This window comes from Mesorhizobium sp. GW821-FHT07A06 (genome assembly GCF_059419085.1).
Map to the genome: position 1 here is coordinate 946,816 of NZ_JBWKRC010000001.1, position 25,945 is coordinate 972,760.

27 protein-coding genes and 1 pseudogene are annotated in these 25,945 nt (G+C 60.4%); 7 read left to right on the top strand and 21 right to left on the bottom strand.

Annotated elements, in window-relative coordinates:
* Positions 1–66: 66 nt before the first annotated feature.
* From AC07SZ_RS04790 to AC07SZ_RS04840, 11 genes are all read right to left on the bottom strand, one after another.
* Positions 67–1,080 carry an iron ABC transporter substrate-binding protein gene (locus AC07SZ_RS04790; RefSeq protein WP_494913469.1) on the bottom strand — a complete coding sequence of 338 codons (1,014 nt, stop codon included), beginning with the start codon at positions 1,078–1,080 and terminating at the stop codon, positions 67–69.
* Between the two features lie 135 nt (positions 1,081–1,215).
* Positions 1,216–2,715, bottom strand: coding sequence for an LssY C-terminal domain-containing protein (locus AC07SZ_RS04795; RefSeq protein ID WP_494913470.1), 1,500 nt, complete (start codon positions 2,713–2,715; stop codon positions 1,216–1,218).
* A gap of 72 nt (positions 2,716–2,787) precedes the next feature.
* Entirely contained in the window at positions 2,788–3,702 is a 915-nt protein-coding gene (locus AC07SZ_RS04800) for a diacylglycerol/lipid kinase family protein (protein ID WP_494913471.1), read from the bottom strand.
* A 57-nt stretch (positions 3,703–3,759) separates the two neighbouring features.
* A complete protein-coding gene (gene uppS / locus AC07SZ_RS04805; protein WP_494913473.1) occupies positions 3,760–4,587 on the bottom strand; it encodes a polyprenyl diphosphate synthase in 828 nt (275 codons plus the stop codon).
* A gap of 117 nt (positions 4,588–4,704) precedes the next feature.
* On the bottom strand, positions 4,705–6,780 hold the full coding sequence (locus AC07SZ_RS04810) for a bifunctional DedA family/phosphatase PAP2 family protein (protein ID WP_494913475.1): 2,076 nt from the start codon (positions 6,778–6,780) through the stop codon (positions 4,705–4,707).
* A gap of 65 nt (positions 6,781–6,845) precedes the next feature.
* On the bottom strand, positions 6,846–7,574 hold the full coding sequence (locus AC07SZ_RS04815) for a hypothetical protein (RefSeq protein WP_494913476.1): 729 nt from the start codon (positions 7,572–7,574) through the stop codon (positions 6,846–6,848).
* Positions 7,575–8,126, bottom strand: coding sequence for a phosphatase PAP2 family protein (locus tag AC07SZ_RS04820; protein ID WP_494913478.1), 552 nt, complete (start codon positions 8,124–8,126; stop codon positions 7,575–7,577).
* Between the two features lie 48 nt (positions 8,127–8,174).
* Positions 8,175–9,392, bottom strand: a complete 1,218-nt coding sequence (locus AC07SZ_RS04825; RefSeq protein WP_494913640.1) for an MFS transporter — start codon at positions 9,390–9,392, stop codon at positions 8,175–8,177.
* A 31-nt stretch (positions 9,393–9,423) separates the two neighbouring features.
* Positions 9,424–9,966 (bottom strand): Chromate resistance protein ChrB, encoded by a 543-nt coding sequence (locus AC07SZ_RS04830; protein ID WP_494913479.1) that lies wholly within the window; start codon positions 9,964–9,966, stop codon positions 9,424–9,426.
* A 132-nt stretch (positions 9,967–10,098) separates the two neighbouring features.
* Positions 10,099–10,806 carry an NRAMP family divalent metal transporter gene (locus AC07SZ_RS04835; RefSeq protein WP_494913642.1) on the bottom strand — a complete coding sequence of 236 codons (708 nt, stop codon included), beginning with the start codon at positions 10,804–10,806 and terminating at the stop codon, positions 10,099–10,101.
* Positions 10,728–11,381, bottom strand: coding sequence for an NRAMP family divalent metal transporter (locus tag AC07SZ_RS04840; RefSeq protein WP_494913481.1), 654 nt, complete (start codon positions 11,379–11,381; stop codon positions 10,728–10,730). The genes AC07SZ_RS04835 and AC07SZ_RS04840 overlap by 79 nt, the downstream gene beginning before the upstream one ends.
* A 665-nt stretch (positions 11,382–12,046) precedes the next feature.
* Here AC07SZ_RS04840 and AC07SZ_RS04845 point away from each other — a divergent pair.
* From AC07SZ_RS04845 to AC07SZ_RS04865, 5 genes are all read left to right on the top strand, one after another.
* The gene (locus tag AC07SZ_RS04845) at positions 12,047–12,484 is read left to right on the top strand and encodes a curlin (protein WP_494913483.1); all 438 of its coding nucleotides are present in this window, start codon (positions 12,047–12,049) and stop codon (positions 12,482–12,484) included.
* A 68-nt stretch (positions 12,485–12,552) separates the two neighbouring features.
* The gene (gene csgH, locus AC07SZ_RS04850) at positions 12,553–12,954 is read left to right on the top strand and encodes a curli-like amyloid fiber formation chaperone CsgH (RefSeq protein ID WP_494913485.1); all 402 of its coding nucleotides are present in this window, start codon (positions 12,553–12,555) and stop codon (positions 12,952–12,954) included.
* Between the two features lie 171 nt (positions 12,955–13,125).
* The gene (locus tag AC07SZ_RS04855) at positions 13,126–13,539 is read left to right on the top strand and encodes a curlin (RefSeq protein WP_494913487.1); all 414 of its coding nucleotides are present in this window, start codon (positions 13,126–13,128) and stop codon (positions 13,537–13,539) included.
* Positions 13,540–13,950: 411 nt separating this feature from the next.
* On the top strand, positions 13,951–14,226 hold the full coding sequence (locus tag AC07SZ_RS04860) for a hypothetical protein (protein WP_258585468.1): 276 nt from the start codon (positions 13,951–13,953) through the stop codon (positions 14,224–14,226).
* Positions 14,227–14,583: 357 nt separating this feature from the next.
* Positions 14,584–14,982: a YybH family protein gene (locus AC07SZ_RS04865; protein WP_494913489.1), complete on the top strand. Its 399-nt coding sequence runs from the start codon at positions 14,584–14,586 to the stop codon at positions 14,980–14,982.
* 79 nt (positions 14,983–15,061) lie between these two features.
* Here the strand turns inward: AC07SZ_RS04865 and AC07SZ_RS04870 are convergent, their stop codons facing one another.
* Both AC07SZ_RS04870 and AC07SZ_RS04875 read right to left on the bottom strand, forming a co-directional pair.
* The gene (locus AC07SZ_RS04870) at positions 15,062–15,631 is read right to left on the bottom strand and encodes a methyltransferase (RefSeq protein WP_494913491.1); all 570 of its coding nucleotides are present in this window, start codon (positions 15,629–15,631) and stop codon (positions 15,062–15,064) included.
* Positions 15,591–16,004 carry a methyltransferase family protein gene (locus AC07SZ_RS04875; protein ID WP_494913492.1) on the bottom strand — a complete coding sequence of 138 codons (414 nt, stop codon included), beginning with the start codon at positions 16,002–16,004 and terminating at the stop codon, positions 15,591–15,593. Before AC07SZ_RS04875 ends, AC07SZ_RS04870 begins: the two co-directional genes overlap by 41 nt.
* Positions 16,005–16,369: 365 nt before the next feature.
* On the opposite strand from AC07SZ_RS04875, the gene AC07SZ_RS04880 reads away from it, so the two are divergent.
* Positions 16,370–18,859 (top strand): caspase family protein, encoded by a 2,490-nt coding sequence (locus AC07SZ_RS04880; RefSeq protein ID WP_494913493.1) that lies wholly within the window; start codon positions 16,370–16,372, stop codon positions 18,857–18,859.
* A gap of 185 nt (positions 18,860–19,044) precedes the next feature.
* Here AC07SZ_RS04880 and AC07SZ_RS04885 read toward each other — a convergent pair.
* The 4 genes and pseudogenes from AC07SZ_RS04885 to AC07SZ_RS04900 all read right to left on the bottom strand — a co-directional run.
* Positions 19,045–19,185 (bottom strand): annotated as a pseudogene (locus tag AC07SZ_RS04885) (aminotransferase class I/II-fold pyridoxal phosphate-dependent enzyme); the annotation flags it as partial.
* A gap of 9 nt (positions 19,186–19,194) precedes the next feature.
* Positions 19,195–19,473, bottom strand: a complete 279-nt coding sequence (locus AC07SZ_RS04890; RefSeq protein WP_494913495.1) for a hypothetical protein — start codon at positions 19,471–19,473, stop codon at positions 19,195–19,197.
* A gap of 210 nt (positions 19,474–19,683) precedes the next feature.
* Entirely contained in the window at positions 19,684–20,040 is a 357-nt protein-coding gene (locus tag AC07SZ_RS04895; RefSeq protein ID WP_494913496.1) for a hypothetical protein, read from the bottom strand.
* Positions 20,041–20,497: 457 nt separating this feature from the next.
* A complete protein-coding gene (locus AC07SZ_RS04900; protein ID WP_494913498.1) occupies positions 20,498–21,034 on the bottom strand; it encodes a hypothetical protein in 537 nt (178 codons plus the stop codon).
* Positions 21,035–21,587: 553 nt separating this feature from the next.
* Between AC07SZ_RS04900 and AC07SZ_RS04905 the strand changes: the two genes are divergently transcribed.
* Positions 21,588–22,697: an IS110 family RNA-guided transposase gene (locus tag AC07SZ_RS04905; protein ID WP_494913500.1), complete on the top strand. Its 1,110-nt coding sequence runs from the start codon at positions 21,588–21,590 to the stop codon at positions 22,695–22,697.
* A gap of 639 nt (positions 22,698–23,336) precedes the next feature.
* Here the strand turns inward: AC07SZ_RS04905 and AC07SZ_RS04910 are convergent.
* Genes AC07SZ_RS04910 through AC07SZ_RS04925 form a run of 4 tightly spaced genes read right to left on the bottom strand, consistent with a single transcriptional unit; the run spans position 23,337 to position 25,932 of the window.
* On the bottom strand, positions 23,337–24,059 hold the full coding sequence (locus AC07SZ_RS04910) for a cytochrome c biogenesis CcdA family protein (protein WP_494913502.1): 723 nt from the start codon (positions 24,057–24,059) through the stop codon (positions 23,337–23,339).
* A 10-nt stretch (positions 24,060–24,069) separates the two neighbouring features.
* Positions 24,070–24,543 carry a thioredoxin family protein gene (locus AC07SZ_RS04915; protein WP_494913504.1) on the bottom strand — a complete coding sequence of 158 codons (474 nt, stop codon included), beginning with the start codon at positions 24,541–24,543 and terminating at the stop codon, positions 24,070–24,072.
* Between the two features lie 58 nt (positions 24,544–24,601).
* On the bottom strand, positions 24,602–25,273 hold the full coding sequence (locus tag AC07SZ_RS04920; RefSeq protein WP_494913505.1) for an NrsF family protein: 672 nt from the start codon (positions 25,271–25,273) through the stop codon (positions 24,602–24,604).
* The gene (locus tag AC07SZ_RS04925) at positions 25,270–25,932 is read right to left on the bottom strand and encodes a sigma-70 family RNA polymerase sigma factor (RefSeq protein ID WP_494913506.1); all 663 of its coding nucleotides are present in this window, start codon (positions 25,930–25,932) and stop codon (positions 25,270–25,272) included. Before AC07SZ_RS04925 ends, AC07SZ_RS04920 begins: the two co-directional genes overlap by 4 nt.
* Positions 25,933–25,945 lie beyond the last annotated feature (13 nt).

The window sequence follows — 25,945 nt, forward strand, 5'->3', positions numbered from 1 at the left end:
CTAGATCACGTCGCCATGCTGCGTGGAAAATAAGCGGCCCGCACGGTCAACGGTAAGCCAAGCCAATCAGAGCAGCCCGGCAGCGGTCAAGAGATCCGTCACTTTCTTGCTGTTCAAATGCGACGGCTCGACTTTCGGAGCCTGCAAGTCCTTTAGCGGAACTAGAGCCGGATTGCTGTCGGCGCCGCCGCCGACGGCATATTCGAATGACGTGCCGGTCTTAAGGTCGTCCTGGCCACCCTTGCCGGTGATCCATTTCAGGAAGGCCTGTGCCTCCTTGGGATGCTTACTCGAAGCTAGGACACCACCGCCGGAAATGCTGACGAACGCGCCTGGATCCTGATTCTTGAAATAGAGCAACCCGACGTTCTTGCTATTCTCGCCCGTCTTCGCCTGATCGCCGTAGTAGTAATAGTGAAAGATCACCGCACCTTCGATCTGACCGGAATTGACCGCCTTCATGGCGGCGCTGTTGCCGCGGTATGTGGTGACGTTGGTCTTCATCGCCTTCAGCCATTGCGCTGTATCGGCTTCGCCCTTGATCTCGAGCAGGGCCCCGACGATCGACTGGAAATCGGCCCCTGACGGAGAAGCGGCCCACCGACCCTTCCAGCTCGTGTCGGCTAGATCTAGCAGCGACTTCGGCAGCTTGTCGGCAGTCAGCCTGGTTTTGTCGTAAGCAAAGACGGTGCTGCGCGCGGCAATACCGACCCAATGACCGTTGGCGGGCCGGAATTCCTCCGGCACCTGCGCCAGAGTGGCTGCATCGACTGGCGCGAAAAGGCCGGCCGCGTCGACCAGCGCGATGGCGGGTGAGTTCTCGGTCAGAAACACATCGGCCGGCGAGGCAGCGCCTTCGCCGACGATCTGGTTGGCGAATTCAGGGTCTTCGCCGTTACGTATGGTGACCTTGATGCCGGTATCCTTGGTGAAGCCTTTCACCCATTCGTTGGTAAGGCTCTCGTGTTGCGCATTGTAGACAATGATCTCGCCGCTTGCGTCCTGGGCTATGGCGTGCCCGACAACCAAGAGAGAGGAAAGCGCCATGGCGCTCGCGAACAGTGACAGTGCAGATTTCATACCAATCTCCGACCCCTTAAGCGCCCGCAATTAGCAATACTTGAATGTCCTTGTCAACATATGAGAGCAGCAATTGAGAACGCAAAGATCGGTCGTCAATCGCCTGCACATTGCATCAGCGTGGGCAGGCGGACGCTACCCGTGTCTGCAATCCAGGAAGGCGACAATGGCCTTGCCGTCCGTGAAGAACGGATTTCCTATGGCATTTTTGCCTGTCATCGGCTCGGTCACGACCGCCTCATCTATCTTCCCGGCGCACTTCGGCTGAAGGAGGACGGCGCGCAACGCATCCCGCTCCTTGTCGATGTCCGGATCCACCTGATGGATAAGCAGACCTCTTCCGCTTTTGGTCTTGGCCTCCTTGTCGAAATGAACCGTGCCAAGCCAAACCGAATTGCCGGAGACGCGAAAGTCCGTGTCCCACAAATGGAGGTGGTGTCGCTCACGCGGCGAGCCGCCAGAGTCCACATGTTGAAAGCCCCGTTGATTGGGCTGCCCGTTCCAGAATGTCGGAAGCCCCGGCGCACGCGGAGGAGGCCGGTTGCGAAGCTCCGCGACAAGCAAGTGCCAGCTGCTTAAGATCGAAATCTTGTCCGTCGGTTCCCATCCGGCCTGACCAAAGGCGTTCTCGAGATCAGCCTCGCTCCCTATCAGGATGACATTGATTGGCTCCATCGGCCTTCCGGTTATGTCTTCGCTGAACCGCGGGGCCAAGGCGAACATCGCCGCCGGGAAGTTCGTTTCGGGCAGGTCGATCGGCGCGTTCCTGGGCGGGCTTTTGTCGACAAACGGGTGCATGTAATTGAACGCGGCTACGATGCCCGCCCAGGCTACGACGAGACATACCGCCATGGCTCTTGGCCAGGCACCCGTGGGGCAGGAAGTGCCATCGGCGGCCGACGCTCGCGCAACGCTGAAAAAGGTGATTGTCGCTGTGAGCCAGGCTGCGCCCAGGCCAAAGCTTGCGATCACGTCGGATGGCCAATGGACTCCGAGATAGATTCGCGAAAAGCCGATGGCCAATACGGTGGCTATCGTCATGGCTGCGATTGCGGCCTTCGCTTTCCATGTCTCCACTCGATCGATCGCGAACCATCCGACCAGGCCGTAGAAACATATCGCCACAAAGGCGTGACCGCTCGGAAAGCTCGGGCCTTGAGCTGGGATCAAGGCATTGACGAGATCGGGACGGGCACGGCCAAAGCCCACCTTTCCCAACTGCACAAGAATTTCGCCGCCGCCAATCGAGATGAGCAGCGCCAGAATCCAGAGCCATCGGCGAGTGAGCGCAAGATAAAGGACAAGCAAGCTGGCGCCAGCGGTGACGATCTGCCAGTTTCCCAGATAGGTCAGGAAGAGCATACCCTTGTTCAGGCCGGGCGTGCGATACATTTGAACCAAGGATAGCAGGCGCAGATCGGCGAGAACGACGGCCTCGTTGGCGATCAAATCCTGAACAACCGAGAGGAAAAAGAACAGGCAGGCGGACGCCAGCGCTGCGCCAACGGTCAGGCGCAGGCCAAATGGTTCGGAGGTGAATCGCTTGGCAAGCCAGCCCCAAAAACGCGGGTGGGATGCGATGTGGCGCTGAAGTGCCGGATTTGTCTGGATTGCCTTTCGGATGGACTGAAGCATTGTGTTCGCCAGGTGCCGCATTGAGCCCACTCCGTTGCAATTTGCTGGAACACCGTGTGTTGCAGCGAGCCTTTAAGTGGCATGGTTTTTCAAGGGAGGCGCGAGCACTCGCAAAGAGCGCGGCCTTATGCGGTAGAGCAATGGAGGTATCGCCTCGACAGTTTCGCCGTCCATCGCGATGCGCAGGTGTCGGCGGCGCGCACTGACCTCCAGATTTTGAACCCGGAAGAGCTCGACATCGCGGACTGGGTCGATCAACCCGAGCGCGGCCTTGAACGGGAGCAGCGCGAGCCCCAGCCAGGACTGCTGCCTCACTACGTAGACACACAGCTCTCCGGACGTAAGACTGTCGCGATGGCCAAGCGCGCGCAGATCGTAGAAATTGTTGCCAACGAACACGCAAAGCGTCTTCTGGCTTCGCTCGTTGCCGATAGAAATCCGTACCCTCTTCCAAGATGAAGCCCTGAGCGTCCGGATAAGCGCCGGGCCGAGAGCGGCAAGCTTTCCCACGCCCAGCCGCTTCTGCTCGGCGGTTCGTTCGGCGACGAGAAACGGATAAACGCCGATGGACGAATTGTTGAGGAAGACCCGGCCGTTCACCTCCGCGACATCGATCTGCTCGACATGGCCGGCGGCGATGATGTCCATGGCCGCGCCCAGATCATTCGACAAACCGAGATCCCTGGCGAAATGATTGAGGGTACCGAGCGGCAGAACGCCCATCACGACATCCGTTCCCACTACCGCCGACGCTGCGGAGCCGAGGGTGCCATCGCCGCCGCCGACCACCAGGGTCCTTGGTTTGCCGCCGGGTGATTTCGCCGAGACGAAGCTGTGGGCCATCTCCGCGATCTGGCTCCCGCCCGCCATTCGCACCTCGGCTTCCAATCCGCGCGCTTGCAACCCGTGTCGAACGAATGCTTCGACATCGTAGTTGGCGCGCTGAATGGTACCGGCGCTTGCGTTGAGGAGGACCAGGACTGTCATGTGCGCGCCATTTGAGAAAGGGTGAGAAGATCCCTTGGTTGCAGTTCTGTGGCCGTCTCACTGCCCAAAGCGCCGCGTCCGCTGCTGGAACGACCGGATCGCGCGCAAGAAGTCGATCTTGCGGAACGCCGGCCAGTACACGTCCGTGAAGTAGAATTCGGAGTGCACACTCTGCCAAAGCAGAAATCCGGATAAACGCACCTCGCCGCTGGTGCGGATGATGAGGTCTGGATCGGGTAGATCAGCCGCGTAAAGGTGGCGAGCAATGGCTTCGGGGGTGACGCGCTCAATGATGTTCGGCAACGCGATCCCCTGAGCCGCCTCGTCTCGAAGCAGCGAGCGGACTGCGTCGGCGATCTCTTCGCGCCCGCCGTAAGCGACCGCAATCGTCAGCGTCAGGGAATCGTATTGCGCAGTCGCCGCTTCCGCCATTCGAATGACCGCGATGACCGATGCCGGTAGGATATCAAGTCTGCCGATCGCCCGCACCCGGATACGTTGTCGATGCGTGAGTGGATCGCTGGCAAGAGCGGCGATCTTGGACTCGACTGCCGCGAGAATTCCAGAAATTTCCTCGGGCGAGCGTTTGAGGTTCTCCGTGGAGAATACCCAGAGCGTGACAGCAGGGATCTGCAACTCGGCGCACCAACTAAGCACGTCGTCGAGCTTCTCGGCGCCACGCCGATAAATCTCGTTGAAATCTTGCAATCCTCGTTGACGTCCATGGCGCCTGTTGCCGTCCAGGATGAAACCGACATGGCGTGGGAATACCCGTCCGCGAATCTGACGTAGCAGCCGACGCTCGTAGACCCAGTACAGCAGCTTAGCAAATCGCCACCTGCCACTACTTTCCTCGGACCTGGCATTTTGCTCCGCGGCGGTCATGTGCGGGTTATCCACCTTTCTCTGCTGGACCGTACCCCACAGCCAAGGGATCCCAACGTAGCTCCTGTCGCACCGCCCGACCGAGCCCAATCAATCAACCGGGCAGCATCATTGAAACTACCGTTTGGCAGAACCGTTCGGCAGTGTTCCGCCATCTTGATCAACTTGAATGCTTCTGTCGAAGGCCAGCAGAACCTGGCCATCCCAAATGTGGGTCGAACTCCGATCGGGCCGAGGTACGAGGCGGCCAGCGTCGAGAGACGCAGCCAGCAGGTTGCGGGGCGCGTTCGCATCGGGCTGCGCCTGCGCCACCGTGAAGAGCGGGAAGCGGTTACCCAGCCGTTCCTCGACAACCGACCCGATCCAGAGTTCCGTCAGGTGGCCATTTCGCAAATCAATGTCGGTGGCCCACATCCGGAGCACTAAACGTGAGCTGGTGCCGCCTACCTCGTCATTGGGATGGACCAGTGTTAGGCTCGGTAGGCGTCCGCGCTCCATATAGGGCGACGTTGGAAGTTCCATCGGACCAGGGTGCGGCGTGAACCACGCGAGAGCGCCGGCCAACGTCCATGGAGATGGCGCGCGCCAGCCTTTTTGCGCCAAATCTGCTTCGAGACGTTCCAGGCTTCCGGCCCATTGGAATGTCAGCGGTTCCTCGATCTCGCCTGCGAGATCGATCCGTTGCACAGGCATTTGCTGCCAATCCCGCGCCCACCAATCCGCCGTGAGGATCGACGGTGCCTCGTATTGGACTGCGTAACGCTCCATGTCCTTGGTGTGGTTGCGATAGACATGATATCCGCCTGCGACGACCAGGCCGGCGCAGGCCACCGCTAGGAGACCTCCGGCGCCTTTTTCGGACGGTTGATGATGCAAGTAGGCGATGCAGAGCAGGGCCAGCCATGCCGTCGCGAAGGCCAATCCGCCCGCCACGTCGGAGAACCAGTGGGCACCGAGGTAGAGCCGGGAGAAGGCGATCAAGGCCACCAAAACGGCCGCAGCTAGCGCAACCGGGAGACCCCAAGTTGGCCGGACGCGCCGAGCGATCAGGAAAGCCAGAAAACCATACAGGACGGCGTTCTCCGTGCTGTGGCCACTGGGAAAAGAAAAATCGCTCCAACCGGAATAGAGGTTCTCGGTCGGACGCGCGCGATGGAGGGCAACCTTGATGCCCGTGTTGATGGCTGCCGCGCCGCCGATGGCGGCCACCCAGTAAGCGGCGGTGCGCCAGGCGCGCGTCCAGGCCAGCCACAGGAACACGAGGACGGCAATCGCAATCACCACCGTCGTGTCGCCGAGTTCCGTGAAGCCGACCATCAAGGAATCGCCCAACGGCGTCCGGAGATCCTGAAGAATTTGATAGACTGCGGCATCGGTGCGTACCAGCGGATCGCCGCTGACGACATCCTCGAGGATGCCGAAGAAGATCCAGGCGGCGGCGACGAGCAACAGTGCCAGCGCCGCGAGGATTTTCGTTTCCTTCTGGGCCGGATCGAGCAAGGAACGGATTTGGCGCATCGCCCAGGTATCCCCAGTATCCGCCCAGCCTCGCAGCTGCTCCACATTGGCCAGAAGGAGGGGAATGCCCCGGCGTACCGTGTGACGCACAACCCAAACGATGACCCACAGGATAATAATCAGGGCGATAAGGAGCACCGCGAGCCGGCCCGCGGCAGCGCCGGCAACGCTGAAATATGCGCCGACGAACACACCAGGCAGGATGTGCGACGGCGCCCAGACGAATGCCGAGAGAATGTTGGCGTAATAAAATCGGCGGGCCGGCATTCGCAACATGCCTGCCACGAGCGGGATGAAGGCGCGGACGCCTGGCGTGAAGCGCGCCAGAAAGACGCTCTTGCCGCCGTGCCGCTCGAAGAACGCCTCGCTGCGGGCGATGAGTTCGGGATAACGGTTCAACGGCCACCGCAGAAGGATTTCATGGTGGTAACGGTGGCCAAGCCAGAAAGACAGCCCGTCGCCGACGATCGCGCCCAGAAAGGCTGCAATCAACATCGGCCAGAGCATCAGCACGCCGCTCGGGACAAGAGCGGCGAGGCCAACGATGATGGCCGTTCCCGGAACGATCGCGCCGATGACCGGAATGGACTCCGACAGGGCCAGCAGAAAGATCGCGGCATAGGCCAGATGCGGATGCGAAGCGATGTAGTCTGTGAGCGCCGAGAAAAAGGACATTTATGGTCCCCCGTTTTGTCGGAAGCTCCGGAGCGCCCGGCGAAGGCTTTGTACTGGGGAGGGGCTCATTGGGAGTTCGCTCCCTTGATCAGTCCCGGCGGCTTTGCGAAATCTTCGTGAATGAGCTGCTCCGAGCCCGGAATGAACCTCCCGTTGTGGTCGTAGCGAAGCGCCACGACGGCGTCGAAGACGCCTTCGGGCCAGTAGCCGTCGGGCAGGACCGCGTGCGGGTCGCCGCCCAGCGCCTCAATGATCTGCGGCAACGTGCCGTGATGCCAGGCAATAAGCACGGACTTTCCGTGGGCTTCGTTCGTCAAGGCGTGAACAAGGCCTGCGATATCCTTGTTGCTGAATCTCAGATCCAGAGGAATCCCAAGCGCCTGGCTCAAGGGCGTAAGCGTCAGACGCTCGCGCGCACTGTTTTTGGAATCTGCGGTCGCTATCAGCGTATCAGGGCGAAATGCTGCACCATTCAGCGTGAGATGTTGAAAATATCCGACATAGGCCTGCGCGCGTGCCTCCCCCGCAGGCGATAGCCCAGTCCCGCTGTCGGGCTTTTCGGCATGACGTATGATCAGCACCGTCGCATCCGCGAGTCCCGCCATTTTAGCTTCGAGAGCGGCGCTGGCGGATACCGGAGTCACGGGCGACATGACCAGCAAGAGATAGGCAAGGGCAAGCAAGCGGGAGCGATTGATCCGGTTCGGTGAAAAGGATTCGTGCGCCATTTTTGAGCCCTCTGGGTTTTTGAGCTGCGGCATCTGCCCGACATCACGGTTTCCACCGACGCCCACTTACAGAATTCCGGTCACCCATCGATCGATGCGGGTGTCCTCCCGATAAGCGATCCGGACCAGCCCGGCGGCGACAAGCGCGGTCGCGACACCGCCCAGGATGTCGCTAACGTAATGGGTCCCGACATAGACACGGGAAATCACGACGAGCAGGGCGGCCGCGAAGAACCACAATGCCTTTTGGACACGGGTGCTGAAAGCATAGCTGAAGACGATGGCAAAGCTGGCGGTGGCATGATCCGAAGGAAACGACGGATCGGCGCTACGCGCGATCAGCAGGTGTGACACGCCGGCGTCGTAGGGGCGTATGCGATGGACCAGAAGCAGAATGATCTGGTTGAGAGCCAGCCCAAGCAGGAACGACAGGCCGCAGGCAACCGCAACATGCCTTTCGGAGCGACCGCCGCCACCCCACCACCAGGACGCCACCACGGCCAAGATCAACAGTGGCACGCCCACCTGTGTGACGGCGATCATGAGCAAATCGATCAGGTTGTTGTGTCCTGAAGGGTTGTTGATCCAGCCCGTCACCTGCGCATCCAGATTTTCCATTCCATCACCATTCCATTTCGAAAAGAAACCGCGAGAGACGGCCCACTTTCAGGACGCCTCCCGCTTACCCAACCGCGTTCGAACAGGGAGCAGGCCTACCAAGGTCAACACGGTGAAGACAGCGCCTGCAAGGAAAGTGCCTTGCGGCCCGGTCGCATCCCAGAGAGCCCCTGCGACCACGCTTGCGATGAGGAGCGCCAACCCGGTGACGAGGTTGAACATGCCGAAGGCGGTCCCGCGCAATTCCGCCGGGGCCGCATCGGCTATCAACGTCGCCAGCAATCCTTGGGTGAAGCCCATGTGCAGCCCCCAGAGGACCACTCCGAGCACAAGTCCGATTGTCCCCGGCGCAAAAGCGAGAACCAGATCGGCTGCGAGGAGCAGAAACAGACCAACGATCAGGATTGTCAGGCGGTTCACACGATCAGACAGCACTCCGACAGGATAGGCCGACATGAAGTAGGCGAGGCTCATGATCACTAGGACCATCGGGGCCAGCACCATCGGCAGACCGATGGATTGCGCACGCAAAATGAGGAATGCTTCGCTGAACCGAGCAAGAGTGAAAACCGTCGCAATCGCCACGACCCACCAATAGGTCGCCCCCAGATGGCGTAGCTCGTCGCGATGCAGCGGCATGCGGACACGGCGCTGCTCCTTCGGGCGCTCCGGTTCTTTCACGGCGACGAGGAGCAGTCCGACGGACAGGAATGCCGGGATGATGGCAAACCAGAATACCGTCTTAAAATGAAAAGCTGTCAGCCACATCAAGCCAATGGCAATGAGAGGCCCGAGAAACGAACCGATCGTGTCGAGCGACTGGCGCAGGCCAAAACTTGCTCCGCGCAGATGCGGCGGGGCAATGTCGGCGACAAGCGCGTCCCGCGGCGCGCCGCGAATGCCTTTGCCGACACGGTCGATGAAACGCGCCGCGATGAGCCAGTCGATCGAGGACGCCAATGGGAAGATCGGCCTGGTGAAGGCCGCCAGGCCATAACCGAGCACGGCGAGGAGTTTGCGCTTGCCGAGCCAGTCGCTCAATGCTCCGGAAAAGACCTTGGTGATCGAGGCGGTCGCTTCGGCGATGCCCTCGATGACGCCGACGGTAAGGGCCGAAGTGCCAAGCACCGTCACCATGTAGATGGGCAGCAGCGCGTGGATCATCTCCGATGAGATGTCCATCAGCATCGAGACAAAACCGAGGACCCAAATGCCGGCCGGAATCCGCTGCCTGGATGTGGGGCGTTCCATGATCTCGGTTGTCATCGCGCCTGTTCCGTCATACTGACCGCTCACCTCACCGATTTTCGTCGTGTGCGTCGAAGACCCGTTGAGCGTAACTGTCGAGCAACGCCTCGCAGGCCCGCAGCCGTTCGGCTGCTTCATCCGCAAGTGATGCACCGTAGAAATCGAGCTTCTTGATCTTCTCCAGCCAGCCTTGGAGCTTCTTCAGATCGGTGTCTTCTTCTTCGAGCTCGGCATAGGTGAACTTGTTGATCGTGATCTCCTTGGCGATCTCGACCTCGAAGCCGGCGCACCGCCCGAGAAACTCGCGGTACTGGTCGTCGCGATCCGCCTTGAAGCGGGCGACCACCTTGTCCTCTTGAGCGCGATCAAGGGCGACCGTCTCCAGGATGACGGATTCGCCGCCCATCTTGGAAACATCGTTCTCCAGCATTTTCAGCCGGCGCACATGATCGTCGGTCTTCGGCAGCAGGCAGACACCGTTCTGCAGGTAAATCGCGCCCATGCCCTTCAGCCGCCGCCATAGCGCAACGCGCTTGGTGCCGGGCTCTGGAGGCACTTTGTATGTCAAAAGAAGCCACGTCAGGACAACCATCGCATCAGCATGATGTAACGGCCGTAACAAGTCAACGACAACGACGACGCCTTGAGCAACCTATTTGAGGCGTTTTGGAATCCCGTGAGGCCCGACGCATCAGATACCCGTTCTATCGTTCGCAAGCCCATATTACCACGTCGCAAAGAGGCCAACTGCGGCCACGGCCATGACCGCAGTGGCAAGCCAGCCGACAATTTTGAGCCCTGTCGGCAGCTGAAAGTCTCCCATTGCCGCGCGCTTGCTCGAGAGATGCATCATCATACCCATGACTGGCACAGCCACGACGCCATTGATAACCGCGCTCCAGAACAGAGCCTTTATCGGATCGATCGGGGTGAAATTAAGGGCGATCCCGACCAGGGTCGCCACAGCGATCGTGCTGTAGAAGGCTTTAGCCCGGTGCGGTTTTTTGGCTAATCCCACGTTCCAGCCGAGCGTCTCTCCCAACGCATAGGCGGACGATCCGGCGAGCACGGGCAAGGCCAGCAAGCCTGTGCCAATTATTCCAAGCGCAAAGACGAAGAACGCAAACTGGCCGGCGATCGGACGAAGCGCTTCGGCCGCCTGCGAAGAGGTCTGAATGTCGGTCACACCGTTGGCATTGAGCGTGGCCGCCGTTGTCACGATAATGAAAAGGGCGACGGCGTTGGAGATGGCCATGCCAAAATAGGTATCGATGCGGATGCGTGTCAGTTCTTCCGGCGCCTGTCTGGGAGCGACTTTGAGCGGCGATGCCTCCTTGCGCTCCTTGACCTCCTCTACCTCTTGTCCGGCCTGCCAGAAAAAAGATAGGGACTGATCGTCGTCCCAAGGATGGCTACGACGGAGGTGATATATTGGCCCTCAAAACTGATGTGAGGCACAATGAGGTTGTAGCCGACCGTCGCCCAGGGGACTTTCGCCACGAAGGCCACGGCGACATACGCCAGAAGTGACAGCGTCAGCCACTTCAGTACAGACACATAGCGGGAGTAACGGGAAAAGATTTCAAGCAGGACGGTCACGACGCCAAACGCCGCAACGTAAAGCAGCTGCGGCCCGCCAATAATTAGCTTTAGCGCAGCTCCCATTGCTCCCAGGTCGGCGCCGATGTTGATGATATTGGCGACCATGAGCAACGAAACGATGGAAATTCCGACGCTGGCCGGATAGTGCTTTCGCAGATTGCCCGCGATACCTCGACCGGTGACACGGCCGATCCTGGCGCTGATCTCCTGGATAGCGCACATCAGAGGCCAGCTGAACAACATGACCCAGCCCATGCCGTAACCGAACTGGGCACCGACCTGAGAATACGTTGCAATGCCGCTTGGATCGTCGTCCGAGGCTCCGGTGATCAGGCCGGGTCCAAGGATGCTGAGCAGTCCCGGCTTGGATGGCCCGACAACCGGGTTTGCTGCATTTGCGTCCACGATTAAACCCCGCCCAATGTAAAAATCCGCCAGCTAACGTGCGGATTGCTAAAGGTCCCGATCTAAGATCGGCGGTGGTAATATTTACTGAATATGAGGCCGATGCTGAGGAGGGTCGCGCCGACTACGAAGACAGTCTTCTGAAGAGGTGACGGTTATTATTCAGACCCCAAAGAAAATTGATCGCACTTGTGCTCATCCAAACCAGCCAAACGTAAGGCTAACCATTAACACCGCGACCAGGATTGAGAGCGGCACAGCGACGAACAGCCCTGCCTCTAAAAATCGTGATTCCCTGTCGTTGAACATTGGTGTGCCTTATGCATCCTCCGTTGAAACTAGGAAGCTGCAAACCCCCGCTTCGGTTCCGCGCGCCTACCTTACAAATTAGTATGAATGGTATGGCCGCCCCCCTTGAACAGATGATGGAAGGGCAGGGCTACCAGGTTTTGACAAGTGGTCGAGAGAAGCCTCAATTCACCGCGGGCCCCTCTCCGGTGAATGTTCGGCCCGAATGCCGGAAATGCTCTCTAAAGTCTCAGTAGCGCGATCAATTAGTCCTTCCTGAACTCCATCTGAACGCCGCCTTCAGCATCGGTTCGAACGGCAGCTCCTAAAAAGAAGCCGTTCAACTCGCGGTCCCGTCCGCCAAAGGAGACGCTCTCATGATCCGCAATTCTTTCATCGCAACCGCGCTCGCCGCTCTTGTCGGTATTGCCGCCGCCGCCCCGGCCATGGCCAACGACGTGAGCATCGAGCAATATGGCTGGTCGAACTCGGCTGGCGGCGCCCAGAACGGCTTCAAGAACCGTATCCGGGTCTACCAGAACGGCCGCTTCAACACAGTGATCGGCCAGCAGCGTGGGCGCCACAACCTTTCGGCCATCGGCCAGCAAGGGGTCGGCAACTACGGCGCCACCTATCAGAACGGCAACCGCAACGTGGCCGGCGTCGGCCAGTTCGGCTCCAACCACACCACCATCCTGACTCAGGACGGCAACGGCAACATCGCTGCCGGCGTGCAGGTGGGCCACGGCTGCGATGCCAACGTCAGCCAGGGCGGCAGCGGCAACGTCGCCGCTTTCGTCCAGGCCTGCCCATAAACACGGCAACGGCCGGGCGGCCGTGGAAAGAGTCCGAGGCCACCCAACGAACGCCAAGGAGACGAACCATGCCACACATCGTCAAGCATCCCCGCCGCGTCATGGCCGCACTCGCCCTGGTTCTGATCCCGGTCGGCGCGCAGGCGGCCATGGCCACCGCCGACCAGTCCATTGGTCCGGTGCGCTGCGAGATCCGCGTCACGCCGGAAGGCGACATGGTCTTGCTTGAGGCGCTCGCCCATGCCGACAGAAACGTGAGCGGCACCTATTCCTTCCATATAGAAAGTGCCGGTCGCACCGGCGGCACCAATATCGAGCAGGGCGGCGCTTTCAGCGCTACACTTGGCAAGCCGGCGACGCTCGGCGTCGTCACGCTTGGCGCGAAAGGCGCCGTCTACGACGCCAGGCTCGAGATTACGGTCGATGGCAAGAACATCGGCTGCGCCGAACGGGTTGGTGGCGCAACCTGATCGCATCGCCATATCTACGAAAGAAGGGCGTCGGCATTCGGCGCCCTTTTCCATGTGCGCCAGGCCAGGGGAAAATGACTGAACGACAGCTGAACGAGGGATTCCAAGAGTGTTCAGCCACGAAATGAGAAGGTTGGCCATAGGCTGAGGCAATCGGAAATGGAGACCAAGATGACGCTCAACATGTTCAAGACCCTTACCGCCGCTCTCGTTGCCGGCGGAGTCGGCCAAGCGGCGTTGTCCGCACCGGCCTACGCAGGGAGCTGGGTTTCGGTGACATTTGCTCCTGACAACACCCGCGACGCCGGGGCCTTGTCTACTGGATTGCGCTTCTATTCGCTGTATCGCGGCCTGCATGGTGCCAGCATCCGTCAGTCCGGACACGGAAACGCAGCAGGAATTAGCCAGAACGGTCGCGGCAATCTGGGCATCATCCAACAGGAGGGCAACGGTCACTCCGCCACCCTGCGGCAAAACGGCAATGACAACGCCTACGGCATTTTCCAGTTCGGAAGGAATACCAACGCCAACGTCGCGCAGAACGGCAATGGCGGTGGCGGCGCCACCTTTAGCTACGGTTGGTAGCAGGCGAAGACCGATCGAGACTCGGGCCCGGAGATAATCGTTGCGCGTCGCCAGCGGCTCGCTTGCACGGTAGCCATTCAGCGCCGACCTCAAGAGCGGCTATCCAACTTGGAGCACGAAGGCGCGCCTGTTGAAGCCCTCGGAATTGCTCGAACGGGGGTTATAGCTTTTGCGGATTCTTGGTGCGCTTCATCCATGCCGCGCAAGCGCGATTGGGCGCAAACGCGTCGAGCAGTCCAGCAAAGTCTTGTCGGAAAAGAGACATTTGCCGCAATAGCATTTCAATGATGTGTCGATTTGTGAAGCGACATCCTAATATTCGCCATTATTTAGGAGTCACTTATGTGTCGTTAGAATCCGCACCTGATCGCAAACGACGGTCGGGGCAAATGAGTAGGGAAGGATAATTCCATGAGCTTCAAAACTGCGTGTTTCGGCGCACTTGCGTTCACCATTGTGGGCGGCGCGGCGCTTGCCGGCGCGCTCGACGAACCCAAGATGATGGCGCCGTTCTTCACCGATGCAAGCATGAAGACGATGAAGCCGGACGCCGATATGAAAAAGGCCTGGGCCGGCATGGCCAAGGCCGATCAGGACAAGATGATGAAGGAATGCAACGACGCGGCAATGAGCAAGCCGCATGCTCAGTTCTGCGAGAAACTCAAGGCACTCGGCGGCTCCAAATAAGCCACGGCATTCTCTAACAGTTTGGTGGCGGGCTATGTCCCGCCACCATCACGTAAGGTCGATTTTTTTCTGACGTCCGTTCGACACCGTTTAATAGATCATCGCCTCATTTGGCGGCACTGGGCTGCTCGACCGGGCTCTTCGTCCTCGCGAGGTCGGTCGCGCTCAGGAAGACCTGATCTCCGATCTGCACCAGCCTGTTGGCGATTTGTAAAATCATTTTACCGATCGCTGATTTCAGCCTCCGGATAAGTCGAAACATCCTAATAGCGGCTCGATCATGCTGAACACCCAAAAGCTTCGAAATTCAATCTACCGGATTGTGACAAGGCGCTGCACAGGGAGGACGCTAGGAAGATGAAGGACCGTGAAGACTTCTTGGCGTGGGTGAAGACCTCGCTGTACCAAGCCGAGCTTGCCCTCCACAATGGTGACCCGGCGCCACGCCGGGCGCTCTGGTCCGATCGTGATCCGGTCAGCGTTCTCGGTGCGTGGCGCAACGCCAACGGTCAAGCCGAGGTTGATGACCTCTTCGCCTATCTGGGAAAGAGCTTCTCGAACTGCGCGTCCTTCGTCTTCGAGGTGCAGGCGTACGACGTGATCGGCGATATGGCCTACACAACTGGACTAGAGCGCACGTCCGTCTCGGTCGACGGTAAGCCGCGCACATACACGTTGCGCGTCACTCAGGTCTATCGCCGGGAGGACGGCCAGTGGAGGGTCGTCCACCGCCATGGCGACACCGTGACCGAATGATGGCAGATGGCTTCCCATGGTGCTGGAGGTCTGACGAGGTCTTGGGTTTGGCCAGTGGCGCGACGTCGACCATGCCGCGTTAGGCTGGGCAGCCCTCAAGGATGGAAATGGGTCCCCGAATCTGAATCACTCGCTCAAGGCGCAGCCCAGCGGCGCCGAACAAGCTTGCGTATTGGGCCTGCGTTCTCTCCAGGCCGCCAGTCACGGCGAGCATGACCACGTCGATACCCTTGATCTGGTTCGGTTCGTCACCTGGCGGCACGAGGGTTTCGGCCACAAGCACCTTCCCGTTCGGCAGCATTGCCTTGCGGCAATTTCGCAGGATCTCCGCAGCACGCCCATCGTCCCAATCGTGAACGACCTTCTTGATGACGTAGGCATCACCGGTGGGAACGCTTTCAAAAAAATTGCCGGCGACAAATTCGGTACGCGGCAGGTCGCCTCCGGCACCCTGGCGTGCTGCCGTGACGCCTGAAGACAGATCGAAAAGCACGCCGCTCAAATGAGGGTTGCGGGCCAGGATCGCAGAGAGAAGCTGACCATGCCCGCCGCCAACGTCGACGATGCGCGTGAACGGCTTGAAGTCATAAGCTTCGGCAACGGGCTCGTTACTGCCTTGGCTCAAGGCGACCATGGCGCGCTGAAACAAGGCAGGCCTGCTCCGGGTGTTCCGACAGCCAGTCAAACCTTGGGCTCCCGAACACCTTGTCGAAGGCCGGCTTTCCGGTGCCGACAGAATGCAGGAGCTGCTCGAAGGCAAGATAGGCCTCGCTGTTAATCATACGGACGAAGTCACGGGGACCCTGCCGATCGGAGCGCAGCACCGCACCAACCTCCGTCAACTCGAAATGACGGGGCAGTACTTCCCTGAACACCCCTTCAGGCGAGAGAAGTCGCATTACACGGTAAAGCGAGTCAGCATCTGATTGAGTGGCAGCCGCTAGTTCATCCACCGACCGCTCGCTGGCAGCCAGGAGATCGGGGATGCCGAGTTCGACAATGACGCGCAGCGCCTGTGACACTGCGAATCAGAATCCTAGCCTCATGATCTGTTGCGAAGGATTGACCATGGCTTGTCCCCGATATGCGCGTAGTTTAGCAGGCTCTGAATGATGAGTCCTGCATGCCCTGCTTGGATGTCGGGTAGTCGGAGCCAGTTACGCTCAGGACTTCTGTTACCGTCGCCGTGTCCGATACGCCGATAGCCACGTCCACATGCAGGGCGACGCCCGATCCGGCGCACCTGCAGATCGCATCGTGCCGGGGTAACCGAAAAGCGCTTTTTGGACGGAATTGTGCCGCAAAGCCGCGCGAGATTCTGCTTGGCACTGTCCGCGGAATATTTCCGTCTCTGCAGCGTTGTTGTTCGTATGGATGGCGGATTGTAATGCGGACGCCCCAAAAGCTCCTCGGTTTCCTTGTCGCGCTCGCTGTTTTTGCGGTCTGTTTCGCGACGGGGGCGCTCGCGCAAAGTGAAAAGCGCCTGGCCTTTGTCATCGGCAATGCCGGCTATCAATCCGGCGAGTTGACGACGCCCGCAAACGACGCAGGCCTGATCGCACAGACATTGCAGGCGGCCGGGTTCGATGTTGTCGGTGCGCGCGATGTCGACCAGGAATCGTTACGCGGCTCATTCCGTGATTTCTTAGGCAAAGTCTCGGCCGCCGGTCCTGATGCGGTCGTCTTTGTCTATCTCGCTGGCCATGGCGTGCAGTTCGAAGGCGAGAACTATTTCCTGCCGGTTGACGCCCGGATTTCGAACGCAGCCGACGTGCCGATAGCGGCGGTGCGGGTTTCCGATCTCACCAAGCCACTGGCCGCGCTGCCGACGAAGGTCAACATTATCGTGCTCGATGCGGCGCGACCGAATTCCTTCGCACAGTCGAATCAGCCACTTGCCGGCGGCCTCGCGCTGGTCGATCCCGACCCGAACATGCTCATCGCCTTCAATGCCGCTCCTGGCACGGTCGCGCCGGAGGGCAAGGGCCCGTACGGCGCCTATGCCCAGGCGCTCGCCGAGATGATGCGCGAAGGTGGCCTACAACTGGGCGACGTGTTCGACCGGACGCGGTTGCGCGTCAACGAAGTGACTGCAGGAGCGGAAGTTCCCTGGAACGCCTCGAAGATCACCGAGCCGTTCGTCTTCTTCGATCGTTCTCCGGATGCTCCTGCGCCCCAGGTTTCGGAGTCGGAGAGCCACACGATGCGGACCAAGCCGATCCGCGACTTCGACGCGCGCGACGCTTACGTCGCCGCCCTCGATCGCGATACGATGCGCGGCTACGAGGATTTTCTCGGCGCCTATCCGCACGACCCGATGGCCAAGCGCGTGCGCGCAATCCTGGCGGCGCGGCGCGAGGCGATCACCTGGCGCCAGACCTGGCTCAGGGATACCCCGGAAGCCTACTGGTCCTACCTCGATCGCTATCCGCACGGGCCGCACGCCTGGGATGCCCGTCGCCGGCTGGAGCATTTCGATGCCGCGCTGGAGCCGCCGGAGGATTTTACCGTCTATGACTACGACGTGCCGCCGCCGCCGGAGGAAGAGATCATCTACGTCGACCGGCCCGTGCTCTATTTCGACGACCCCGAGTTCGACTTCGATCCGCCGCCGCCGGTCGCGGTGATCTTCCTGCCGCCGCCTCCGCCGGATTTCATCGTGTTGGCGCCCCCGCAGCCGGCAGTCGATATCTTCGTTCTGCCGGTGCCGGTCTTCGTGCCGGTGCCGGTGTGGGTCAACCCACCGCACAACATTGTGCCGCCGCGCGACAACATCGTCTTCAACAACATCCACAACACCACGATCATCAACAACACGACGATCAACAACGAGACCAACAGTCAGACCGGGCAGGGCAATGGCAACGCGCCGGGCGGTCTCACCACGGGCCAGAAGATGACAGGCGCCGCAGTGGGCATGGGCACCGCCGCACTCGCCGCCAAGGTCGCGCTGCCGCCGCTGCTGCAGAAGAAAGCCGCCCAGTCCAACCAGAATCCGGGCGGACTGCCAGCCAAGCTCGGCCAGGGTGCGACGCAGGGTCAGCAGCCCGGCGGTCGAGCGACACCGCTGTCGAAAAAGTTGCCGGCTGACAGGCTGACCGGTCACGCTTTGCCCGGAGCAAATGGCAGGGCGCTGCCGCTCGTCAACGGTAAGCCGCCGGTGCTCAACAGCCAGACTTTGCCCAATAACGACAAGTCCAAGAAGTTGCTGGGCAAGCAAGGCACGGCAGGCGGCAACAACCAACAAGCTACCGGAAATCCCGGCGTCTCTGCTACGGGACAGGGCATGCGCCAGCAGAACGAAACCGGGAAGGGGAAGGGCAAGCTCCGCAGGCTTCCAACCGTCAACGGCGCGCCGGCAGGGAACGGTCTGAGCGCCCAGGAGAGGTTCAAAAAGAACAATCCGACGGTGTTCCCCGACCAGAACAACGGCAAACCCAGGAAGCTGGTGCGCAAGGAACTGTCGCCTGGCCCGGCTGTGGTCATAAGCCCGAACGGACAGGGCTCCGCGAACGGGAACGACAAGGGCAAGAAGTTCCGGAAGTTGCCGAACGCCGATGGCGGTTCCGGTGGCGGTGACGTCAACGTCCAGCGAAACTTCAAGGTCAACAAGCCGAATGGGAATGCGCAGCGCCAACTCAAGCAGGAAAAGCCGAACGTCCAGGTGTTCTCCAAGCCGCAGAGGCCGGAGTTCCATGCGCAGCCGAAACCCCAATTCCAAGAACGGCGTCTGCCGCAGCAGCCCAAGCCGGAGTTCCATGCGCAGCCGAAGCCCCAGATGCAAGAGCGACTTATGCCACAGCAGCCCAAGCCTCAGCCGCAGCCAGGTAAGAAGCCGTCCTGCGGGCATCCCGGCGAGCCTGCCTGCGGCAAGTAGGAGCGTGGAAGGCAGGGGCGCCGCACCCACGCGAGGTGGATCGGTGAGGGCTCGAGATGGGCGGGACAGTCCGCCTTATGATCTGGTTCGCGAGGGCAAGACGGACAAGGAGCTTGTCTCCTCCCATTCGTCGGACGCGTTCCCCCTCTGGAGCTTTTGGCATTCATAATAGGTTGGGCGATCTATCCGCCCATGACGCCGAAAGCCTTGCCGAGGGTTCCTTCGATGACAGTAATCCGGTCCATGAGGCTCTCTTGTTCGGCGATGCCGCCGCCCCAGGGCCCGCAGACGCCAACGGCATGGACCTCGTCGAGATAGGTCATGGCTCAGGTCGACTACTTGCGGTATTTCTCGCAGACATTCAGCCTGTGAGGATCACCGTCTTCCTCACAATTGTAGCCGCATTCATAATCGCCGCTGCCGTTGATCTGAACCTCATTCATCTTTTCTTTTGCATTTTCCAGGCAGTACGACGCGCTTTTAAAACGCGGCGTCACAATGAATTTTGTGCGGTCGGTTCGATTCGGATAGACAATCGCAGACCAGCGGCCTGGGCTGTCATCACAGCCCGACATAGCGAGCACTGCCATCGCAAGCGCCAGCAACGTTCGCATCAGCCAAAGCCCTCCCTGAGCCGCTTTTAGGATCGCGCCGGCGAGGGCTGGTCGTCAATCCCAGCGGGCCTTCGCTGGGTTCGTTTGCGGCATTAAAAGCACCTGGTCTCATCGTGCCTGTCCGCCCCTCGCTGGTGTGGCCAAATTGGCCACTCGACACCGTGCCTCCCTGTTTCGAAATGCAAATCACTCCGGCCCTTAGGCGACTTATCAAGCCCCGCCGCACGAATGATTTGAGTCCCAGAGCTCCCACTTCACTTTGCTCCGCAGGCCGAAACCGAAGTACTCGCGGCCACGGTCATCCCCTTTGGGGCAGTCACGGGGGATGTAAACCAGGCACATCACGACGGGATCGCCAACCTTGGAGGCCGCAAGGCCGGCCCGATCGAGTGACCTGCTGGACATGTCGTTACTGAAAGTCGTGAAGCTTCCGTCATCCGCGTTGGTGGTCAATGCGGTGATGTGAACCGAGACGCATTGGCCCAACTGCTTCGGCACTTCCGTTCCGGTGCTGTCTGGCTCTTTTGTTCCGTAGTTGATGGCTTTCTTCCCGATCAATCCATCCACGTAGGAATCGACCCAGCGGGGGGCTATCGGCTCCATAGGTCTCAAGAGCGTTGGACATCGCCAGCGCGATGCAGGGCACGTCTTTCCCGCAGGCATTTCTGGCCTCAACCAGACCCTTGGCTATCGCGAGCTTACTTCTATCATACTCAGGCTCGAACTTCTCAAATGCCTTGTTTATGAGCAGGTCCATCTCCGACAGTTTGGGATCGGAACAGATAGTTTTCTCGCTCACCGATGCCGCTTTTTTGCAGTCGAACGATGGCCCCTTAGCTTGCGCTCCCGCAGTCATCCAAACTGTTGCGAGTACACCAAAACCCAAGATTCTAACCAGTTGAGTCATTGTCCCTCCCACTATTGCACCGAGACTGTGAATCGGCATGGCATCGGGCCTTCGCCGTCCCTATGATATCAACGAATTGGGATGGTGCGTTCGCCTTCGACGATGCGCGCTGACCCCTTAGTGACAATCCTTCAATATTTCCTTCGCATTCGCCGAAATGATGTTTGCGCGATCGGCGAGGATGAGCTCGCAGGATGACTCCACACCTTGATATCGATCGGTTTCATCGCCTGTTTTATAATCGTCATCAGGCCCTGTGAGAATTGAGCCTAGAAGCTTCACATCTTTGGCGGTAACGCAGCCGCCGCCGTGCACGCAATAGGTTCCTGCGTCCGGCCAGTATTGCGTAATGCCCTCGATCAACTCGCCTTTTTTCGTGCTCACGACAGGATTCTCCGGATCCTCTTTGGCGGCGCCATCTCTAATTGCGACTCCCCAACCTTCTCGGATGAACTTCATGTGACACTTGCCCCGTGCCCACCAATAATTGTAGTCGTGTCGCATAGCAGCGGTACATTCTGCTTTGGTCAGCTCGTCTTGTGGTTTAACGAGCCACGGGTATCTGGTCGTAAGCTCTTCGGCATAGGCAGCTATCACAAATAGCCCGACGCCAATAACAGCCAGCAAAAGCTTCTGAATTTGTCGATCAGTCATATCAATTCGCGCCTCTCACTCCCAGCGGAAGGAACAGGTGCGCCGTCATTGAGCTGCGCCCTTCGCCTGCAGGCGCGCGGAGCGTAACTCGCGAAGTCATGAAGAGGAAGGCAAGTTTTCTACAGCGTGACCGCGATTGGCGCCGTGCCGTGTTTTTATGTGTGCTCGGCCTGAGTGGCCGGAGTGATTTGCATTTCGAAACAGGCACTCAACAGTCCGGCCTTTTATTGAACTTATGAGCCCAGTACGACTACGCCACTTGGCGCGCTCGCGCAGTCTTGCGGCGCTGAGCCGAGTCCCGTGCTTCATAACTCCGTTATGGCGGTTCCTTACACGGCGACGGGTATTGTATCTTCTTTGCTCGTAGCCTTTGGACTGTTCGCTGGCTAATCGGTCGCAAACGCCGCTTGGCGCGAAGAGCGATGGCCGAAGCAACTCTAGCCGCTAGACGTCATGTTCCGAGGCGGAGAACGGTGGCCCGCCCTTTCGTGCGATTAAAAGACGAGGGTTGCTCGGATGGGCCGAGCCGATCCTCACGCACGGAGAGCGAGCCATGGGAGAGTATAGCGAAGCATTTGTCGCGTTTGATGTAGCCAAGAAGAAGCACGCGGTTGCGATCGCGGAGGGCGGCCGCACCGGCGAGGTCCGGTTCGTCGGCGAGGTCGAGAATAGTCCGGCGGCGATAGAGCGGACGATCAAGAAGCTGGGAAAAAAGTATGATCGACTGCACGTCTGCTTCGAGGCTGGGCCGACGGGATATGGGTTGTGCCGGCAGGTTCGCGATCTTGGTCACGACTGCATGGTGGTTGCGCCGGCCCTGATCCCGAAGCGGCCGGGCGAGCGCGTCAAGACCAACCGGCGGGACGCGGTCACGCTGGCGCGACTGCATCGGGCGGGCGAACTGATCGGGGTGTGGGTGCCGGACGTAGTCCACGAGGCTGTCCGCGATCTCGTCCGGGCCCGCGAAGCCGCAGCCGACGACCTGCGCCGCAAACGTCAGCAGCTGCTCTCATTCCTTCTGCGCCATGGGCGGATCTACGAGGGCGGCGGTCATTGGACATTGGCGCACCGGCGCTGGCTTGCCCACCAGAGCTTCGAGCATACCGCGCAGCAGATCGTGTTCCAGGAGAAGATCGACGCGATCGAGGACGCGGCTCAGCGACTACACCGCCTGGATGAGCAGTTGCGCGCCGTCGTGCCAACTTGGTCCATGGCGCGGGTCGTCGAGGCCTATCAGGCCATGCGCGGCGCCTCGTTCCTGGTCGCAGTGATATTTGCGGCCGAGATTGGGGATGTGCGTCGCTTCGATACGCCGCCGCAGTTGATGGCCTTTCTCGGCCTTGTCCCGGGGGAGCGCTCGACCGGTGACACGGTTCGCCGGTCGAGCCTTACGCTCGCCGGCAATCGACGCGCCCGCCGCGCCCTGGTCGAAGCGGCATGGACTTACCGCTATCCTGCCAGGGTCAGTGAGACCCTGAGGGTGCGGCTCGAGGGGCTGCCCAAGGCCGTCCGCGATATTGCCTGGAAGGGGCAGCTCCGGCTCTGCGCCCGCTATCGTCGCCTCAGCGCCACCGGCAAGAAGCCGCCGGTGGTCGTGGCTGCGATCGCACGCGAGATGGCCGCCTTCTTGTGGGCCATCGGTCGGGAGGTCGCGCCGTCATAGCCGGTCTCGACCCACCCCGCTGCACAGTGTTGGGGGTGGGGCCACGGTGGGGAACTCCCGTCGCTAGTTATGTGGCCGAGCCGATGCGCCCGACGCCCGCCCTCTAGACCGAGGACAGCCCCGAGACGAAGACACGGAAGGCCGGTACCCAACCCGCGGATGAGAGTCTGATCAACCGTCGTCTCTGAGCTCCACCCCCAGCCCTGTGCAGCTTCAGCCGATCCGACTGCTTCGCAAACCTGCCAAGCAGGCGAGCCTTCTTGCCGTCAACCTTGACAGGGAACATGAGAGACTAGATGAAACGGTGGCCTGTGCCATCTGATCTGGTCGACGCTAGAGGCGCGCGATGATGAAGTACCAATGCATGTTCCGGCAACTTTCAGGTGGTGGGCGAGCAGGGCGGTTTCAGACGATCCCTCACAGACAAATCGGCATGCCTTGAGAATGGGGGCGATTTCAGGGATGCAATCGGTGCTGAGGTGCCTTGCATCGACCCTCGTGGGGGACGTTTCATGTCCGCCCAGGAAGGCCATGCGCCTTTGCGGCCTGCAACGAAGAGACGGTATTTCCTCATGGACGTAGGCGGCCCTCAGCGATCGAGCCGCATAGCGCTCACGACCTTCCGGTGTTTTTCGTCAGTCAGAAATGCGTCGTGAGCCGAGTGAGCCACGCGGGCGAGACGTCGACCAGGAACGTCTCCAGCCTCTTGTCAAAGCCGGTCAGGATAAAAAATCCAATAGCGAAGAGCAGGCTGCCCAGCATCGCCTTGCCGCCTTGACCGGCGCGCAGGAGCTTGTCGCGCCATCGGAACATCACGTCTCGAGAGACAAGGCCCAGAAGGAGCAGAGGCAGGGCTGCGCCCACGCCAAAGGCGGCCATCACGGTCGCCACCTGACCGAGATCCTTGCCTTGAGCCGCAAGGACCGATGCAGCGCCAAGTGTCGGACCGACGCAAGGGCTCCAGACGGTGCCGAGCAGCAGGCCGACAGCGAACTGGCCCTTCAAGCCGGTTGCGGCGAAACCACCGAAGCGGCGATCGGCCCAGTCGCTGACAGGTCCCCCTGCGACGGCCAGTTGAGCCTGTAGACGGGGGAGCATGAGGACCAACCCGAGCGCCAGCAAGAGCAGCGCGGCAATGCCCCGGAAGACGCCTGCATCCAGTCCAATCGAGAACCCGATCGTTGCGACAAACAGCCCAATAGCGACGAATGAGATGGCGAGGCCCGTCGCCAACGCCGCCGGCCCCAATCTGTGCTGGGAGACCGCGGCGCCGAGAACCAGCGGCAAGAGCGGCAGGACGCACGGCGATAGCGTCGAGAGGATGCCAGCCAGGAGCGCGAACAGGCTGCTGCCAATTGCCATCACGCCGCCCTCAGTTCGTCACGGTCGACCGGACCAGGGCCGCGATCGAGCCAGGGTCGGTGTCGCCGATCGAGCGGGCGGTCTCGGTCGTGCCGCTGAACGCGATCAGGGTGCTTTGGCTCTGCGCGTGGAATTCCCGGACCACAGATTTCTGGCTGTCGAAATCGACCGCGAAAATCACCAGGTCCTTGTTCGCCGGCTGCTCGGCAAGCGCGTCGATGATCGGCTTTTGGGCTTTGCAGGTTGGGCACCAAGGCGCTGAAATATCCACGAGGATGCGCGCGCCGCGCCGCTGCGCCGCTTCGAAGCTTGCCGAATCGAAGGTCTTCCGTTCTGCCGCGCTCGCTACCGATGTCACCACCCACGAAGCCAATGAGCCGGCAAGCACGGAAGTAAGAAACAGTCGTCGTTGCATGATTATCTCCTGGTTGTGGGGTGGGATCTGCAGCCTTAAAACGAGGCAGCGCCCTCGTCTGAGGAACAAGAGAGAAACTCGCCTGGAAGCTTTCGCCGATGGGTACATTTTTGTTACCGCCCGGGCTTCAATCTCGGGCCGACAATGTCCTCGGTGCGACCCACCGGAACATTCTCCGACCGAACAGCCCTCCCAGCCCGACAAGCAGGACCACGGTGCCGACATTCCACATCAGAATCATCACGCTGGCATCCATGGCGTGAAACAGCGACAGGGCCGTCGCTGTTATCGCGGCGACGGCCAGGCTGCCCATCAAGGTCGCAGCCGTCGGCCGGAGCGGAGCCGCGTGGCGCAGCATCACGAGCATCGCCAGCGACAAAGGCAGACTGGTCAGGACCAGGGTCGCGAAGCAGTTCGCCGCTTCTCCAAAGCCGACGCCGTCGGGGCCGATACTGATCCATTGGACAAGGCACTGATAGCCAATGTTCGACAGCCAAGTGACCAGGGTCGGCATGGGAAGAAGAAGCCAAAGCCGCGATCGGTCCGGCAGGCTGACCAGGAAGGCTGCAACCGCCGCAAAAATGCCTGTCAAAAGCGAGGCCGCCATGCTGACGGCAAAGGCAGGCTCACGAAGACGCTGAATGAGGTCGGGATGAATTTCCTGACTGATGGCGAGCAATGTCAGCACCACAGCCGCGAGCAAAAGCCAGCAGGCCGCGCGGATCGCTGGCGGCCGCAAGCGCCGGACCGGGGTGACGTTCGCGGCAAGTGATGCGATGAGATCGGTTGTCTTGATCACGTGTTGCTCCGATCGGTCAGCATTTTCCGAAGGCTTACCAAAGCGCGGTGTGTCGCGACCTTGAGAGATGCAATGGACATTCCGCTTGCCGTCGCGGCCTCCATCAACGACATCTCCTTGAGCTTGAGCAGCCGGATGGCCTGCCGTTGCATCGGAGGGAGACCGTCAATGGCGCCCTCCAGTCGACGCCGATCCGATCTCTCTTCTATGTTCGCTTGAGGGTCGAGAAAGGTTTCGTGCTCCTCGGTGAGAGGTCTTTCGCGGGCTCTCATGCGACCCTGACGGCGTAGCCGATCGACAAAACGGCGGTTTGCAATCGCAACCAGCCACGGTCCGAACGGCCGAGCTGGATCATAGGTATGTCGAATGGAATGCACGGTCAGCAGCACGTCTTGGACGGCGTCTTCGATGTCGCCTTGATCGCTATGCCGTCGAGCCGCAAGTGAGCGAAGATAGGGCGTTATCTGCTCAAGGAGCCGAAGATAGGCGGCTGCGTCACCGTCCTGGGCGCGCGCCATAAGAATGGTCCAATCGATTTCAGGGATAGCTGGCTCCGCTTGACCGCCGCTGCCTGCGGCGTCGCCGTTGGGCCGCTCCTGGTGCTCATTTCGCACCACGAGTTTGAGCGGTGGCACTCTGCCGCGCGGCTCCTGGGTCATCTGCGCACTCGCT